Here is a 16,199-nt window from a genome sequence, read left to right as displayed (position 1 = left end):
GTATTCAAGAGATTAAACTTTTGTTAAAAAGTTCTCATTATGTCGTTTGGGTGTCAGTTCATAGGGAACTGTACGCTTCATTGTCTCTTCTCACCAATCAAAAGGGGAGTGTACTTCTAAGAAATCAATATCTATATTTAACAAGGGGCTGCCAGAAGGTCAGTGTTCACTGACTTTCTGGACAGCCCCTAGACATTTTTTTCATTTTTTTATTCTTTATCTGTTAAGTAAGCTGCCAACATATCGAAGGAGCTCGTTTGCTGATATAGAGTTATATCCATGCTCATCGATTAGTCGAGCGATAACCTCATTCACTTTCTTAAGTTGAGATTCATCTGGCGTCTTAGTAGATGTTGTGATCTTCACAACATCCTTAAGATCAGCGAATAGCTTCTTCTGAATCGCTTCTCTTAACCGCTCATGTGATTTGTAATCGAACTTCTTTCCTTTTCGAGCATATGCGGAAATACGGATGAGTATCTCTTCTCGGAATGCTTTCTTCGCATTTTCCGATATTCCGATTTGTTCTTCGATTGAACGCATCAGTTTTTCGTCTGGATTCATTTCATCACCAGTCAGTGGATCACGAAGTTTATTCTTATTACAATAGGCTTCGACATTATCTAGATAGTTATCCATCAATGTTTTCGCAGACTCTTCATAAGAGTATACGAATGCCTTTTGCACTTCTTTCTTAGCGATATCATCATACTCTTTACGAGCTACTGATATGAAATTGATGTACTTTTCGCGATCTTCTTTTGATATAGAAGCGTGCTGATCAAGCCCATCCTTCAAGGACCTCAACACGTCAAGTGGACTAATTGCAGGTACTTCTTTACGAATGATAGCAGATGATATTCGGTTGATGACATACCGCGGATCAATCCCGCTCATCCCTTCATCATTAAACTCTTTCTTCAATTCCTCCACGTCAGCAGAATTGAACCCCTCAACGTTTTCTCCATCATATAGACGCATCTTCTTTACGACATCTACGCCTTGCTTATTTGATTCTTTCAATCTTGTTAGGACCGAGAAAATCGCAGCAACCCTTAAAGCATGCGGTGCAATATGAATTTCACCTATGTCACTGTCGTTGATCATCTTTTCATATATATTTTCTTCCTGGGTGACCATCAAGTTATACGGAATCGGCATGACAATAATCCTTGAGTGTAGCGCTTCATTTTTCTTATTCGAGATGAATGACTTGTACTCAGCTTCATTCGTATGAGCGACAATTAATTCATCTGCACTGATTAAAGCGAATCTACCTGCTTTGAAATTCCCTTCCTGAGTGAGTGATAGTAAGTGCCATAAGAATTTCTCATCACACTTCAACATTTCCTGGAATTCCATCATCCCTCGGTTTGCTTTATTCAATTCTCCATCAAATCGATATGCGCGCGGATCTGATTCAGACCCGAATTCAGCTATGGTTGAAAAGTCAATACTGCCGGTCAAATCTGCAATATCCTGTGATTTCGGATCAGAAGGACTGAACGTTCCAATTCCAGTACGTTTATCTTCACTGAAAAAGATTCTTTCAACGATGACATCTTCAATTCGACCATCATATTCGTCTTGCAGTCGCATCATATTCAGAGGTGACAAAGATCCCTCTACTCGAATACCATACTCTTCACGGAATTCCTCGCGCATATTATGCGGAATGAGATGCAATGGATCTTCATGCATAGGACAGCCTTTTATTGCATAAACAGCTCCTTCATCGGTTTTAGAATAGGCTTCCAACCCCCGTTTCAACATCGTTACAATTGTCGATTTACCTCCGCTGACAGGACCCATCAACAGCAAAATCCGTTTCCGGACATCTAATCGTTTTGCAGATGGGTGAAAGTATTCCTCTACAAGTCGCTCTACTGAATCTTCTAGCCCGAAGATCTGATCTGAAAAGAAATTGAAACGTTTCTTCCCATTTACTTCTTCAATTCCATGGCTTTTAATCATATTATAAACACGAGAATGGGCAGATTGAGCAACTTCAGGACGCTCTCGTAAAATCTCCAAATATTCAGCGAAGGTACCTTCCCAAACCAATCTTTTCTCTTCTTCACGAAACTGTTGCAATTTACCTAAAATATCCATGAGTACCCCCTCCAAGGAATAATCGTACATGTAATACATCCTATGCCCGGACACTCACATACATTCGATGTTCTTTTAAACTGAATCCTACTCATACATGGTAAAATGTAGGAAAGTGAGCTAGGACTAGCTTTTATGAACGCGAGACAGAGAAAATTATTCAAGAGAAGGATAGGATATGATTTGAAACTTATAGCAGGTTATCTCCTGACAATTTGTTTATTTCTAGGGGTATATTTGTTTTCAGATAATGTATGGACTGCTCTTCAGCAAGTAGAAAATCCAGCAGATATGATTAAGCAGCACGTACCAATTGACTCAACGGAACTCACCCAAAGTACGACAATTCATGCAAAAGACGGATCAACATTTGCGACGTTATATGGTCCTGAACAACGTACTTATATCCCCTTTGAGGAAATACCTTCTAGTGTTATTAATGCCTTTATCGCCGTTGAAGATCAGCATTTCTTCGAACACACAGGTATAGACGGGTCTGCCATAGTACGGTCATTGATCGTCAATGCACGTTCCCAATCAACAGATCAAGGCGGTAGTACAATCACCCAACAGCTAGCAAGAAATTTATATTTAACCCATACGAAAACGTATAAAAGAAAACTGAATGAAGCCTTCTATTCATACCGACTTGAGAAAAAATACTCGAAGGAAAAAATCATTGAGCTCTACAGTAATGCAATCTATTTCGGTAATGGTGTTTATGGAATAGAAACAGCCAGCCAGTACTATTTCGGAAAGTCCGTTCAGAAATTAACGCTAGCGGAAATCGCTCTATTAACGGGGATTCCTAACAATCCCAATCAGTATGAACCGATTAAACATATGGATGCCGCTATTGTCCGGCAACAACATGTCCTGAAAAAGATGCTTGAGAACAAATACATAAACAAAAGCGATTACGAGCAAGCACGCCAAGAAAAAATCAAATTGAACATCCAAAAGGCACAATACCGCTATCCAGATTACACGTCTTATGTCATTCATGAACTGAAAGCACTCGTTAAAAGCTCAGAACCATTCGATAAAAACTACAAGGACGCTTCTACTGAAGCTGAAAAAGCGGAACTCAACAAGCAGGTTGATCAATTAGTCATGAATTTGATTTATGAAAAAGGTGTGAAAATCGAAACACACTTTGACCAAAAGATGCAAAACGAAGCTTTGAAAGGCATCAAACGAATACCTACTAGCGTTGAAGGAGCATTTGTTATCTTAGATCACAACAACCATCAGATCAATGCAATCGTCGGTGGTCGAGATATGGAGGCAAATGAATTTAATAGAGCCTATCAAGCTTATCGACAGCCTGGTTCGACGATCAAACCATTGCTCGCTTTTGCACCATTCCTGAACGAAACGAAAACGCCGCTCAGCATTCCAATAAGCGCTGCTCCTTACTGCAAACCAAGTTATTGTCCAAAGAACTCCGGGAATGCCAAATACAGCAATGTTTCAATTCGCAAAGCCATCAGTCAATCCATTAATACAGCTGCAGTTAGAATGGTCGATAGAGTTGGCGTTGAAAAAGCTTTTCATTATTTAAGCCCATTCGACTTTCAAAGAGTTCTCCCAAAGGACAGAAATATTTCGGCTGTTCTTGGGGGATTTACACACGGCGTTTCACCTGTTGAACTGACGAATGCTTACTCGACGTTCAGTAACAATGGACAATATAAACCATCGAGAGCCATTAAACAAGTCCTCTCTTTAGACGGTAACGAATTGTATCAGTGGGAAGATCAATCCCAGCCCGTATGGTCAAAACAAACGAATGACAGCATGAGAACGCTACTTAATTCCGTGATGACGAGCGGTACTGGACGTCAAGCCAACGTACTGCATACTTCATTTATAGGTGGGAAAACTGGAACAACCAATGATGTGAAGGACTTATGGTTCGTAGGCATAACGGATAGATATACAGCCGGCATTTGGGTCGGCAAAGACCAACCAGCACCAATTCCACACATTCAAAGATCTGCGCTACATTTGAAAATATGGAAACAAGTCATGGAGAATATCACCCCTTAAGAAGTGTAAGACTCTACGACCATGTCTCAAGCCACATCATGCACCTATGTGATGTTGTGGCTTTTTTATACTATAGATACAAGCCAATGTATGTTATACGTCCTTAACTCAGGTAAATCAATCGAAATGTATAAAAGATATCTGTGAGTGTGGAAAGGAGTCTTTATGGAGATTTTATTATTTTCGGCTTTCATTTTATTAATATGTGCAGGCGTTTGGCTTGTCTACTATCTTAAGAAGAAGCATAAAGAATACGATAGATTAATCGACCAATATCAAAAAGAAGCTGCGATTAGCTTAGCGAAAACTGAAAATCAATTAAAACAAGAAAATAAGGAAAAGCTTGAGGAAGTTAAAGGAGATTATGAGGAACAAATTAACGATTACAAAGAATACATCGACAGTGTTAAAAGATTCTCTCGTGATGAACTTGAGGTAAATACGTATAAAACCTTACTCGAAATCAAAAATGAGCTCGTAGAAAATGATGTCATCAAGCCTTTACAAATGATGATTCTTCCTAATGTATTCATTCCCTATCAATCCGTGGATGGAGACATTCAATCTACAAAAATCGCTCATATTGTCTTACTAAACAAAGGCATCTACATTATTGACACGAAGGATTGGCAAGGAAACATACTTTACGGATTGACAAAGGAGAAAGCCAAAGAATTTTCGTTCATCATAGATACTTTCTACCCTGCCTTGCATAGTGAAGCTGAAAAGACATTCGTATTCGAAAAGAATAAACAAAACGAGTTAAGGGCCTTAATGCATGATGAGCCGACTAAAAATCTCAATGTTGCTACGAGTAAACTGAATAACTTGCTCAAAGATCAGGTTGAAAACATTACCATTAACAATTTACTTTATTTCGCCCACCCTGATCATCATCTCATCAACTTTTCAACCCAAGAGCAGCTACACCTTATAAACGATAGAAATGAGCTTTACGCGTTTTTTATTAAAGAAATACAAAATAAGACGAACCTTTATTCAGTAGCCGACTTAGAGAAAATCAAATATATTGTTGAAGAAGCAGATCTTAATGATTAGATAGTAAAAGGCAGACTGAGCTATCCAAGTCTGCCTTTGTTTATGCCGGCAGTAAACCTGACATAAGAGCCTCATATACTTTCAATACTGAATACACAACACCCATTACAAAGCATACCCAAAACAGTAGGTGCATGAAAATAAGACCGAACATCCCACTCGTTGTTAAAGCTGCACTGGCTTTATAGACGAAATAAAAAAAGTAGATAAAACATGATAATAAAAATAAAGAAGGTAAAAGGATCGTAGTCTTAATCAAGAATATTGACCCTAAACTACCTAAAAGGAAAATTAAAGTACCAGAACGAACCCTGTTTAATGTGTCCCCTTCACTTTCTTTCGAAAAGAAGAACAAAGAGAGTTCAAATAAGGTATCCGAAATCAATTTTAAAGCAGCAAACAACATGAAAAATAACAACGTACAAATGAACCACATTGCCATTTGAACTTGCACTTCTGAAAACAATTCAGTCATTCCCCGATAAATCCCTAACCGCTTTAATTGTACAATTAAATAAGACTCACCATAATAACCAAATGCAGCGCTAAATATAATGATTGAAAATAACGGAAAATAACCCGTTAAGTATGTATTTTTCCCAAGCATGCTAAACTCCCAAAAAAATCATATTATTTATCTATTATTACATTTTTGTCACACTTTTTCATACACATTTCTGTATGATTTGCTATAATGGGATGTATGTATGGACATACTATTCTCTAAAGGGGGATGCTATATGACCTTTGTCCTCATTTTAGGTGTTATTTTAGCCTTTTTGGTAGCAATTTTCACAGCTGGATATAATGATCGTCCAGGTACAAAAAAATAACAGTGGTTTACATACCACAAAGGACATTATAAAAAAACGACTCATTCTTAGGAATCAGTCGTTTTTTTATTTACTTTAAATGCAAATAATCTTGTTGTCTTAGTGCTTCGTATACAAGAATGGCAGCTGTGTTAGAAAGGTTTAAGGAACGGACGTTATTCGTCATAGGTATGCGCAAACAACGGTCCATATTATTTTCGATGATTTCATCTGGAAGACCGTTCGTTTCCCTACCAAATACAAAATAGTAATTCTCTTCTGGATTACTGTAGTCAAACGTCGTATGTGGCTTCTTACCGTATTTCGTCAAATAGAAATACTGTCCTTCTGTCTTCTCGAAGAACTCGTCTATTGAATCATAATATTCAACTTTTACAAATTCCCAATAGTCCAATCCTGCTCTCCTCAGCATCTTATCATCTGTAGAAAACCCTAAAGGACGAATTAAATGTAAAGTTGTATCTGTAGCTGCACACGTTCTTGCAATGTTACCTGTGTTAGCTGGAATCTCCGGCTGGAACAATACGATATGTACTGACAATTTCATTCACCTCTTATACAAAACTAATAAAACCTTATCTATTATAGCATGTCCTTATTTACACTTCACCTGACGAAACATACTAGAAAAAGTGAGTGCTCGTGCAACTAAAAAAAAGCACCTTGAAAAGATGCTTTAATCGTTCGAATATTCTAGAGCTGATTAATTAACCATCAACAATTTTAAAGAATTTATATTTAATCTCAGGTGTGTATGCTGTAGAATCGGTGTAATCCCAGTACCGCATTCGACTATTATGCGTATGAGCATTGACAAGCGGCATTCCCATCTCATCTTTTGCAACGACAATCGTATTATGCTGCCAACGACCATCGCCATCAAAATCATAACATATGACATCTCCAGGAATGAGAAGCTCAGGAGCTCTTACCTCTTCCCCTCGCAAACCCTGCTTAGACCCACTTAAATACCAACGCATCGTGTTGGCAACTGACCAACTATAACTCCAATTATTACTACGGTACCACCATCCCTTTGAACGATTCGGATATCCTCTCATTGGCGCTCCGCCTGCATGCAAGCATTGTGATATGAAGTTTGTACAATCATTTTCAAACAATTTATAGACAGGATTATGCGAATTCCACCAACGCTCCGCATATTTAACGGCCTCCAGCCTGTTATAACGATAACGAGGCATCGGAACAACCTCTTCATCCCTCTCTCTTTCAGGTAGATTGATTCCAGTGAATCCTTCCGTTATTGCAGACTCATCTTTAATAATCTCGTTTTCTTTAATCGTTGCTTTTCTCTTTTCGAGACACTCTTCCACATAAAATTTCAACGTCTGCTTGATTAAGTAAGAACGTTGAATCCAATAAGTGATGATCTCTTTATCCGCTTCTGTCGTTCGATCAACAATCTTCGCTTTTACTTGAGCATTAACAATGACCGCATTCCGATCTTTCATGCTTCTTGCTCTACGTATAATAGCATTGCTTTCCGGTGTAGTTATTCGTTTGTCACCTGTGATATCGGTCGTGTAGGAGGCATTGTGTTCTTCTATATATTGCTGTAGTATTGTGAGCCAATCCATTCAACAACCCCCTCCCTCATTCTCCTTCCATATTTATGTTATGAACATAAAAAAAGAACTCAAAGAGGCGTTCAAAAAGACAAGGATTCAAAGGGAGTTACTCTCGTGACTGACGAGTGGGAATTCTAGATAAATTCGTATTTTTCTAGATACTTTTGCGTAATTCTAAATAAACCTCGTTTTTTCTAGATAATATTGTATTTTTCTAGATAAACGCTATATTCTCATTTAGGAAGCGATCATAAACATAGAAAAAGTTAAAAAAATTACTCAAAAAGGAAAAAACACCGCGATATGCGATGTTTTCGATCGGAAAATATCATTTCGTACGCCAAAGTGCTTACTTCCGAATGCTCTGTACAATTTGAGCACTGTAGATGATGCTATGATTTAGCTCTAATATTTATGGAATTGTGGCATCACAAACAAATTTTAGTCTGTTGTTGTTCTAAATTTAATAATACTTCCTTCTTATCAAGTCCACCGCCATATCCGACCAAGGCACCGTTACTACCAATCACACGGTGACATGGAATGACAATCGGAACCGGATTTTTATTATTCGCATTCCCAATAGCCCTTACAGCCTTGGGTGAGCCAATCATTGTTGCAACATCCTTATACGAATACGTTTCGCCATAAGGAATATTACTAAGTCCCTCCCACACTTGTTTCTGAAAAGGTGTTCCGAAAAGATCAAGTGGAAGATCAAAAGATTTACGCTCCCGGGCAAAGTATTCGTTAATCTGCTTTCCAATCGGCTCAACCGCACTTTGATTAAAAACTAAATCAGTCTTTAATCCAAGCTTCTTCAACCAAGCTTTGATCAACGGAAAATGTTCCTCAGCAGATCCGAATTGTATTCGACATAAACCTTTTTCAGTTTTGAGTATTGTAAGGGGACCAACAGGACTTTCTATTTCCCCGTATTGTATATTAAGTGTCGTCTCCATTTTATCCCTTCTTTAACCCTTTTGCATTATCATACTTAACGTATATATATAAAACCATTACGATATAGCTTGATTTTCCACCATTTTAAGGCTTCTATTTATTTCATCTAGTACATCTTTGTCCTTTTCTCTCTCTTTCGCCTGTTTAAGCGCATTTTCTGCTTGGCTACCCTTTATTTTACCGAGTGCCCAAGCCGCTGTCCCACGAATGACCGGACGTGGATCTTCCGTTAAGACATAGATTAATTCAGGTAAAGCTGTTTCGTCTTTAAAGTTTCCTAAAGCAATAATCGCGTTTCTCTGGATAGGCTTTTTCCCTCTCCAAGAACCTGAAACAGGACCGAACTTTTCTTTAAACTCGCGATTTCTAATGGTTAGAAGTGGTTTGAGTTTCGGTTTTGCAAGTTCAGGATCTGGCTCCATTTCAGCATGATGATGAAAATCCATCCCTTTGTTTTCAGGACACACTTGTTGGCATGTATCACAGCCATATAGACGATTTCCAAGCTTTTCTCTATATTGTTCAGGTAAAAAGCCTTTTGTCTGTGTTAAAAAGGCAATACATTTATTAGAGTCTAACTGCCCCCCTGTAACTAGTGCTCCTGTTGGACAGGCATCCACACACTTGTTACAAGTCCCACATTGATCTGAAATCGGTTGATCAGGGGGAAAAGGGATTGTTGTAATCAATTCGCCTAAGTAAACGTAGGAGCCAAACTCAGGTGTTATGGTTGCGCAATTTTTGCCGCTCCAGCCAATCCCTGCCCGTTCTGCGACTGCACGATCAGATAGTTCACCTGTATCCACCATAGAAACGACCTTCGCTTCTGGATCCAGCTCAAGGATATATTGTTGCAGTTTGTTCATGCGTTCCCGTAATACATCATGATAGTCTCTCCCCCATGATGCACGACAGAAAATTCCCCGACGGTCTTCCTTCGTGCTTCTAGGCGCATCTTTCATTTTGGATGGGTAAGCAAGCGCGATTGATATAATCGATCGTGCTTTTGGCAATAATAACTCCGGCTCCGTTCGCTTTTCGATGTCAGCCTCTTCAAAGCCTGATTGAAAACCGAGTTCTTGTTGTGTGCGTAAACGTTCTTTCAACTCTACGAACGGGTCGGCAGTCGTAAATCCAATTTTATCAATGCCAATTGATTTACTATATGCAACTACTTTTTCTTTTAACTGGGCACCTGTCACCGTTTGACCCCCTTTCTTTAAAAAGCTTTTAATTGATCTTATTGACTTCTTCTAAATTCACTCCATTTCCGTGGCCGATCCGCAGGACAAGGAATGCTTTGGAAGCGATACAACGCACGAAGAAAATGCGAATTTCATTTTCGAGGAGTGTCGCAAATTTCTATGAAAATCAATAAATAAGTTATCCCATCAATACATACAGTGTTTTTTACTGTTCTATCTTTAACGTCCGTAATCGGTTCAATGCTGAAGCTAATTCTAACATACGGGGCCGCGCCAAGTCACCAGGATGCTGGTTAGGAAATTCTGTAAATGAAGCAAGGCCCTTCTCGTTTAGTTGCAATATGACGCGATCAAGCAATTCATCGATTGAAAGGGATCCAAGCCATTTGTTTTTCTCTATGAAATGAATGATTTCAGCTATAGCTCTCGTCTGACTCGCATCAACTAATTGTTCGACAAAATCCAATTTGAGATCAGTCGTACCATACTGGATTGTGTGAAGTCCTCTAGCAGCAACTTTTGATCGCTTACCTTTTCTGCTATCCAGGCTACTTACTTGCGGTTTTCTTGTCTGAATCGTTCCAAATAAATTCCCGCCTTCCCTTTCTCTATGGGTCTTGGATTTCCTAGCGATATCTTTTGCTTCACATGTCACGTCCCATGGACGATATTGATCCATTAAAATCACCGTATCAGCCACATCAAAATAATCTCCCGAACCGCCCATCACAAGAACCGTAGACACATCATGCTCTTCGTGAAGTTGCTTCACTTTATCAATAAATGGCGTAATCGGCTCTTTTTCCTTTGCAACGAGTTGTTGCATTCGCTCATCACGAATCATAAAGTTCGTTGCGCTTGTATCTTCATCAATCAACAACGTACTCGCTCTAGCCTCAAGCGACTCTATAATCGTAGCTGCCTGAGATGTACTCCCACTAGCATCTTCAGATGTGAAGTTTTTGGTTGCCTTACCAAATGGAAGGTTCTGAATGAACGGTGATATGTCCACGTTCGTAATTTTTCTTCCATCTTCGGAACGTATTTTCATAGCTTGAGGATCGGTTAGCACGAATTCTCTTCCATCCCCACTAATATGATTATAGACGCCTCGTTCAACCGCCTCTAGAACCGTACTCTTTCCGTGATAACCGCCACCAACAATTAACGTGATGCCTTTTTGAATGCCCATTCCTTTTAAAGGTTCCTGTCTATGTGGGACTGGAATTGAAATAGTAAGTGACTGAGGTGCTTCAAATGCGACTACATCACGCGATTTGAGTGGCCGGTCACTGATTCCACTTTCCCTCGGAAGAACAGAACCATTCCCAATGAAAGTAATAAGGTTATTCTCTTTCATATAATCACGAATCGCATCTTGCTGATCACACAATTCAACTGCTTCTACTAATGTCTTTTCTTTCATCGAAAATATCGAGTCTTGTAAAATTTGAGGGATAATCGTCAATAACATCTTCTCTGCTTGCTTCCCTAGCACTTTTCTCCCTTGAGCAGGTAGTCCAACAGAAAGACAAATAATCACTGATTTTTCCGTTAGCTGGACAGCTGTGCGTTGGAGTACTTCCTGAGCCGGTCGATCAATAGAAATCACTCCACTTTTACCTGATCCTCCAGCCCGTGCGTCTATGTGACGGATTGCATTTGCAACACTTCTCGCAACTGTATCCTCTATTCTGATTTTACGAGTGTCTGTCGATTCCCAATCTTGCTTTAATATCGTCCTTGATTTTGGTACTTCTAGTCGGATTTTTGATGGTGAAGCAAAGGGATCTCCCTGTATATAATCTAAATGTAGTGAAAAGTCATGGAAACTGTACTGTCCACGAATGTCTTTATACGCTTTATATCCCTTACCATCTATACGCTTTAGAATATCTCTTAGCTTATTCATGTACACAAGCACTCCTTTTTCTGTTGCAAAATCTATTATGGTACACTAAGAAAAAATACATATCATTGAGGTGACATGGATGAACATCACCATTTCAGAAAAACTTAAACAAATGGTTCCTGAATTCAAGGTTGGAACCATTCATTATCATGATATCACTGTAGCCGAGCCACCTAAAATGTTAGCAGGAAGATTACAGTTATTTCAAGAATCCTTAATGCTCGATGCAGATGACCAACCCATTTCAGAAATCCAACCCATCCAAGAGTGGCGACAAATTTTCAAGAAAGTCGGTACAGATCCATCAAGATACAGACCATCTTCAGAAGCTTTGCTTCGCCGTGTCTATAAAGGCTCACAACTAGGTTCAATCCATTCTGCGGTGGATACAAACAACTTTTTCTCATTGCAGTATCAAATACCACTCGGAATATATGACGTCTCTAAGCTATCAGGAGACGTTCTAGTGGACATAGGCACACAAGAGGACTCGTACGAAGGAATCAATGGCCGAGAGCTGGATATGAGCGGAAAGATCCTTACAAAGGATGATAAAGGTGCATTCGGCAGTCCTATCGTAGATTCTAAACGTTCGATGGTTACTGAAGAGACGAAGCATGCGCTTCATGTTGTTTATTTTCAGCCATCCTTACCTGATGAAGAGGCGAATGAAATGCTACATGCGATTGGAAAGATGTTTATTCAAGTTCATGGAGGCTCATCAGAATATAAAATCATCAAGTAAAGAAAACTTGGCAAAACCAAGCCTTGGCGCAATGTGAGCCTTAATCTGAAAATTTATACTTAACGTATAAAAATAAAAACGCAACACTTCGTTTCTTTAAACGAAGCACTGCGTTAATCAAGTTTCTATCATTATAAGTCGAGCGTTCAAAAATTATGTACTCAAAACCTCCAAAATGGAGGTTTTTTTATTACGCTATGCTCCCTTTACTAACAGAACCTTTCTGGTGAATAACGAAAAACGCATGAATTACACCTGGCAGCCAACCAATGAGCGTCAAGACTATATTAATCAACGTTTGTGTTTTACTACCAGAAAATAGAACTGCAAGAGGTGGAAGTAAAAGTGCTAATAAATACATCATGTTTGTTTCTTCCTCCTTTGTTATCTGTACTTTAGATATACCCTTGTATATTTGAAACGAAACGTTTGATCAATGATAGATTGGCGGAGCACTTTTTGCATTTAGTGATTTCAATGACACGTGTAAATTCTTCTGTTCATCAACCGACGCGAAAAACACATCATCATAATCTGTAATTCCAAGGTCTTCAAGTTTTAACCTTAACCACTTCTCATTGACCGAAACGGCATTTAACACGTCATGATACAACTTACCTTCAACAATTAACGGGTAAGCTAGATCAACATAGGGCTTATTGAGTTTTAAATCCTCTATGGTGACTGGAGATTTCTCAGGTTTTCTCAGTACTGTCAATTGTCCATTCGCTTCAATGATACCTAGCTTCACGTGTGTGATATCAAACACATCCTTCTCTCGTAACATAAGAAGGATATTGTCGATGGAATATTGCATATTTTTAAGGTTTTCAATAATGAACGATCCATCTTGAATGACGACTGTAGGTTCAAACGTAACTAGCTTACCGAACTTCCGATTCTTAATCTTCCATATGGCAACAAGTTTCTGAAGGAGGCCTATCAAAATAATCGCTGCAATGGTATGAATATGTACGACGTCAGGCTCTGCAATATCCGCACCGACAACAGACCCTAATGTTAACAAAATCAATAAATCAAAAACAGGAAGCTCACCTATGGACCTTTTTCCCATGAACAAAGCAACCACTAAGAGTAAGGGAAGAATGGTGACGACTCTTCCGAGTAGGATGAGTAGATCTTTTGCTAACTCCAACTTTGATCCCTCCATTATTTCTATCAAACAACAATGCAGGTTTAGGATTACACAAAAACAAGAATGTATGTACAACAAAAAAGACATCCACAAAAGTGAATGTCTAAATATCTTATGTAATGGTACCGGTGGTCGGGGTCGAACCGACACTCCGTGAGGAACACGATTTTGAGTCGTGCGCGTCTGCCAATTCCGCCACACCGGCATTTTGGTACTACTATAAAAGAAAATGTATGGTGCCGAGGGCCGGACTTGAACCGGCACGGTAATCACTTACCGCAGGATTTTAAGTCCTGTGTGTCTGCCAATTCCACCACCCCGGCTGGGTAGTTTAAATGGAGGCGGCACCCGGATTCGAACCGGGGGATAAGGGTTTTGCAGACCCGTGCCTTACCACTTGGCTATGCCGCCGTACTCTATCTTATGCGTGCACTAAAATTTGGAGTACCACTTTCGGCAGTTCTAATTATAAAAATGGAGCGGAAGACGAGATTCGAACTCGCGACCCCCACCTTGGCAAGGTGGTGTTCTACCACTGAACTACTTCCGCTTAAATGGCTGGGCTAGCTGGATTCGAACCAACGCATGACGGAATCAAAATCCGTTGCCTTACCGCTTGGCTATAGCCCAATATTTAGATGGGGCGGCTGATGGGAATTGAACCCACGAATGCCGGAATCACAATCCGGTGCGTTAACCACTTCGCCACAACCGCCATAAAAATCTTACTTCTAATGTTTAATGGCAGGGGTAGTAGGAATCGAACCCACACTGGAGGTTTTGGAGACCTCTGTTCTACCGTTAAACTATACCCCTATCTCAATGGTGGAGGGGGACGGATTCGAACCGCCGAACCCGGAGGGAGCGGATTTACAGTCCGCCGCGTTTAGCCACTTCGCTACCCCTCCAAAGAGACAATTAATATTTTAGTACAGATTTAGTTTTGTTTCAAGCCCTAATTTCAGGTTTTAAAACCAATCTCTTCCTAAAAGATCAATGGTGCTGGCCAGAGGACTTGAACCCCCAACCTACTGATTACAAGTCAGTTGCTCTACCAATTGAGCTAGGCCAGCGTTGTTATAAGAAGTATATCCATTTGTGTCTCTTCCTCTACATGTGTTGCTATGATGCTTGCTGCGTCGAGACAAGTCGCAGCTAAATCCTAGAGGATATGCTCCTTGCTCTACCAATTGAGCTAGGCCAGCATAAAAATGGTGGCTCGAGACGGAATCGAACCGCCGACACGAGGATTTTCAGTCCTCTGCTCTACCGACTGAGCTATCGAGCCAAGATGGCGGACCCGACCGGATTTGAACCGGCGATCTCCTGCGTGACAGGCAGGCATGTTAACCCCTACACCACGGGTCCATCTTGAAAGTTAATTTGGTTGCACCCTTCCGGGTACTCCATATGTTCATTGAGCAAGATGTAATCTCGACGTAGTACAATGAACTTAAATTGGTTGCACCTAAAGGTACTACGGTCTAAAACTAGCTACGATGTTTGATCGACGTAGTAAGTTTTAAATTGGTTGCACCCTCACGGGTACTCCAGATATTCATTGATAGAATGTCGATTCGACGTTGTTCAATGAATTATTTTGGTTGCGGGGATAGGATTTGAACCTATGACCTTCGGGTTATGAGCCCGACGAGCTACCAGACTGCTCCACCCCGCGACGGTATAAAGTATAAATGGTGGAGGATGACGGGTTCGAACCGCCGACCCCCTGCTTGTAAGGCAGGTGCTCTCCCAGCTGAGCTAATCCTCCGATATGAAATGGTGACCCCTACGGGATTCGAACCCGTGTTACCGCCGTGAAAGGGCGGTGTCTTAACCACTTGACCAAGGGGCCGATATAAGTTATGTAAAGCTGTGTTATGGCGGAGAGCGAGGGATTCGAACCCTCGGTACGGGTTTAAACCGCACACACGATTTCCAATCGTGCTCCTTCGACCTCTCGGACAGCTCTCCATGGCTCCACAGGCAGGACTCGAACCTGCGACCGATCGGTTAACAGCCGATAGCTCTACCACTGAGCTACTGTGGATCGAAGAAAAAAATTGCCCGGCGACGTTCTACTCTCACAGGGGGAAGCCCCCAATTACCATTGACGCTGAAGAGCTTAACTTCCGTGTTCGGCATGGGAACGGGTGTGACCTCTTCGCTATCGTCACCAGACTACGATTTGTGATAACCTTCGAGTTTCTTTGTCAGCTGCGTTCACTCTCATCCTCATGTACAAGAAAGTACACTCCGGTGATCGTTCACTTGCTTCCTCGAACCTCTTGATTCTGACAAATCTTTATTTAGTTGAGGAATCTATTCCCTCAAAACTAGATAACTTACTCTTGAAAACACGACGCACAGGATGTGCTAGTGCTGACGTTGTCACAGGACGTGACGAACTTAGTCAGCGATCAATATTTTGGTTAAGTCCTCGATCGATTAGTATCTGTCAGCTCCACATGTCGCCATGCTTCCACACCAGACCTATCAACCTCATCATCTCTGAGGGATCTTACTCGCTTAACGCGATGGGAAATCTCATCTTGAGGGGGGCTTCATGCTTA

12 protein-coding genes, 16 tRNA genes and 2 rRNA genes are annotated in these 16,199 nt (G+C 40.4%); 3 read left to right on the top strand and 27 right to left on the bottom strand.

Translation table 11 applies throughout. The features are described from left to right. Positions 1 to 216: 216 nt before the first annotated feature. On the bottom strand, positions 217 to 2,112 hold the full coding sequence (locus L2716_RS00150) for a PrkA family serine protein kinase (protein ID WP_236330265.1): 1,896 nt from the start codon (positions 2,110 to 2,112) through the stop codon (positions 217 to 219). Between the two features lie 237 nt (positions 2,113 to 2,349). Here L2716_RS00150 and L2716_RS00145 point away from each other — a divergent pair, with 237 nt between their 5' ends. Together L2716_RS00145 and L2716_RS00140 are read left to right on the top strand one after the other, a co-directional pair. Further along, positions 2,350 to 4,164 (top strand): transglycosylase domain-containing protein, encoded by a 1,815-nt coding sequence (locus L2716_RS00145; RefSeq protein WP_236330262.1) that lies wholly within the window; start codon positions 2,350 to 2,352, stop codon positions 4,162 to 4,164. A 165-nt stretch (positions 4,165 to 4,329) separates the two neighbouring features. Further along, positions 4,330 to 5,223 (top strand): nuclease-related domain-containing protein, encoded by an 894-nt coding sequence (locus tag L2716_RS00140; protein ID WP_236330258.1) that lies wholly within the window; start codon positions 4,330 to 4,332, stop codon positions 5,221 to 5,223. A gap of 40 nt (positions 5,224 to 5,263) precedes the next feature. Here L2716_RS00140 and L2716_RS00135 read toward each other — a convergent pair whose 3' ends face one another. The 6 genes from L2716_RS00135 to L2716_RS00110 form a co-directional block, all read right to left on the bottom strand. After that, positions 5,264 to 5,830, bottom strand: a complete 567-nt coding sequence (locus tag L2716_RS00135) for a DUF5366 family protein (RefSeq protein WP_236330255.1) — start codon at positions 5,828 to 5,830, stop codon at positions 5,264 to 5,266. A 296-nt stretch (positions 5,831 to 6,126) separates the two neighbouring features. Further along, entirely contained in the window at positions 6,127 to 6,597 is a 471-nt protein-coding gene (trmL, locus tag L2716_RS00130) for a tRNA (uridine(34)/cytosine(34)/5-carboxymethylaminomethyluridine(34)-2'-O)-methyltransferase TrmL (protein WP_236330252.1), read from the bottom strand. Between the two features lie 166 nt (positions 6,598 to 6,763). After that, positions 6,764 to 7,654, bottom strand: a complete 891-nt coding sequence (locus L2716_RS00125) for an amidase domain-containing protein (protein ID WP_236330249.1) — start codon at positions 7,652 to 7,654, stop codon at positions 6,764 to 6,766. A gap of 419 nt (positions 7,655 to 8,073) precedes the next feature. After that, entirely contained in the window at positions 8,074 to 8,607 is a 534-nt protein-coding gene (locus L2716_RS00120) for a methylated-DNA--[protein]-cysteine S-methyltransferase (RefSeq protein WP_236330246.1), read from the bottom strand. Positions 8,608 to 8,664: 57 nt separating this feature from the next. Beyond that, positions 8,665 to 9,810 (bottom strand): tRNA epoxyqueuosine(34) reductase QueG, encoded by a 1,146-nt coding sequence (gene queG / locus L2716_RS00115; protein ID WP_236330243.1) that lies wholly within the window; start codon positions 9,808 to 9,810, stop codon positions 8,665 to 8,667. 208 nt (positions 9,811 to 10,018) lie between these two features. After that, positions 10,019 to 11,725 (bottom strand): ABC-ATPase domain-containing protein, encoded by a 1,707-nt coding sequence (locus L2716_RS00110; RefSeq protein WP_236330240.1) that lies wholly within the window; start codon positions 11,723 to 11,725, stop codon positions 10,019 to 10,021. A gap of 79 nt (positions 11,726 to 11,804) precedes the next feature. Here L2716_RS00110 and L2716_RS00105 point away from each other — a divergent pair, with 79 nt between their 5' ends. Then, positions 11,805 to 12,470 carry a B3/B4 domain-containing protein gene (locus L2716_RS00105; RefSeq protein WP_236330237.1) on the top strand — a complete coding sequence of 222 codons (666 nt, stop codon included), beginning with the start codon at positions 11,805 to 11,807 and terminating at the stop codon, positions 12,468 to 12,470. A gap of 190 nt (positions 12,471 to 12,660) precedes the next feature. On the opposite strand, the gene L2716_RS00100 is transcribed toward L2716_RS00105, so the two are convergent. The 20 genes from L2716_RS00100 to L2716_RS00005 all read right to left on the bottom strand — a co-directional run. Further along, positions 12,661 to 12,834 carry a YqaE/Pmp3 family membrane protein gene (locus L2716_RS00100; RefSeq protein WP_236330235.1) on the bottom strand — a complete coding sequence of 58 codons (174 nt, stop codon included), beginning with the start codon at positions 12,832 to 12,834 and terminating at the stop codon, positions 12,661 to 12,663. Positions 12,835 to 12,903: 69 nt separating this feature from the next. Further along, on the bottom strand, positions 12,904 to 13,626 hold the full coding sequence (locus L2716_RS00095; RefSeq protein WP_236330232.1) for a DUF421 domain-containing protein: 723 nt from the start codon (positions 13,624 to 13,626) through the stop codon (positions 12,904 to 12,906). Between the two features lie 120 nt (positions 13,627 to 13,746). Next, positions 13,747 to 13,831 (bottom strand) — tRNA-Leu (locus L2716_RS00090). 29 nt (positions 13,832 to 13,860) lie between these two features. Further along, positions 13,861 to 13,949 (bottom strand) — tRNA-Leu (locus L2716_RS00085). Between the two features lie 13 nt (positions 13,950 to 13,962). Beyond that, positions 13,963 to 14,037 (bottom strand) — tRNA-Cys (locus L2716_RS00080). Between the two features lie 64 nt (positions 14,038 to 14,101). After that, positions 14,102 to 14,176, bottom strand: a tRNA-Gly gene (locus tag L2716_RS00075). Positions 14,177 to 14,181: 5 nt separating this feature from the next. Beyond that, positions 14,182 to 14,256: transfer RNA gene (locus tag L2716_RS00070), tRNA-Gln, on the bottom strand. Positions 14,257 to 14,265: 9 nt separating this feature from the next. Continuing rightward, a tRNA-His gene (locus L2716_RS00065) sits at positions 14,266 to 14,341 on the bottom strand. A 27-nt stretch (positions 14,342 to 14,368) separates the two neighbouring features. Then, positions 14,369 to 14,442 (bottom strand) — tRNA-Trp (locus L2716_RS00060). A 7-nt stretch (positions 14,443 to 14,449) separates the two neighbouring features. Further along, positions 14,450 to 14,534, bottom strand: a tRNA-Tyr gene (locus L2716_RS00055). An 89-nt stretch (positions 14,535 to 14,623) separates the two neighbouring features. Further along, positions 14,624 to 14,699, bottom strand: a tRNA-Thr gene (locus L2716_RS00050). A 139-nt stretch (positions 14,700 to 14,838) separates the two neighbouring features. Then, positions 14,839 to 14,914: transfer RNA gene (locus L2716_RS00045), tRNA-Phe, on the bottom strand. Positions 14,915 to 14,918: 4 nt separating this feature from the next. After that, positions 14,919 to 14,994, bottom strand: a tRNA-Asp gene (locus L2716_RS00040). A gap of 233 nt (positions 14,995 to 15,227) precedes the next feature. Continuing rightward, positions 15,228 to 15,304 (bottom strand) — tRNA-Met (locus tag L2716_RS00035). Between the two features lie 17 nt (positions 15,305 to 15,321). Then, positions 15,322 to 15,397: transfer RNA gene (locus L2716_RS00030), tRNA-Val, on the bottom strand. A gap of 9 nt (positions 15,398 to 15,406) precedes the next feature. Next, a tRNA-Glu gene (locus tag L2716_RS00025) sits at positions 15,407 to 15,481 on the bottom strand. Between the two features lie 26 nt (positions 15,482 to 15,507). Further along, positions 15,508 to 15,600, bottom strand: a tRNA-Ser gene (locus tag L2716_RS00020). 1 nt (position 15,601) lies between these two features. Continuing rightward, positions 15,602 to 15,676: transfer RNA gene (locus L2716_RS00015), tRNA-Asn, on the bottom strand. Between the two features lie 15 nt (positions 15,677 to 15,691). Continuing rightward, positions 15,692 to 15,807 (bottom strand): 5S ribosomal RNA (gene rrf, locus L2716_RS00010). A 247-nt stretch (positions 15,808 to 16,054) separates the two neighbouring features. Beyond that, a 23S ribosomal RNA gene (locus tag L2716_RS00005) occupies positions 16,055 to 16,199 on the bottom strand; the annotation flags it as partial.

It is taken from the genome of Pseudalkalibacillus berkeleyi (genome assembly GCF_021608225.1).
Classification (GTDB): domain Bacteria; phylum Bacillota; class Bacilli; order Bacillales; family Fictibacillaceae; genus Pseudalkalibacillus; species Pseudalkalibacillus berkeleyi.
The sequence above is the reverse complement of the archived record's forward strand: the minus strand, read 5'-3'. Positions and strand labels throughout refer to the sequence as shown.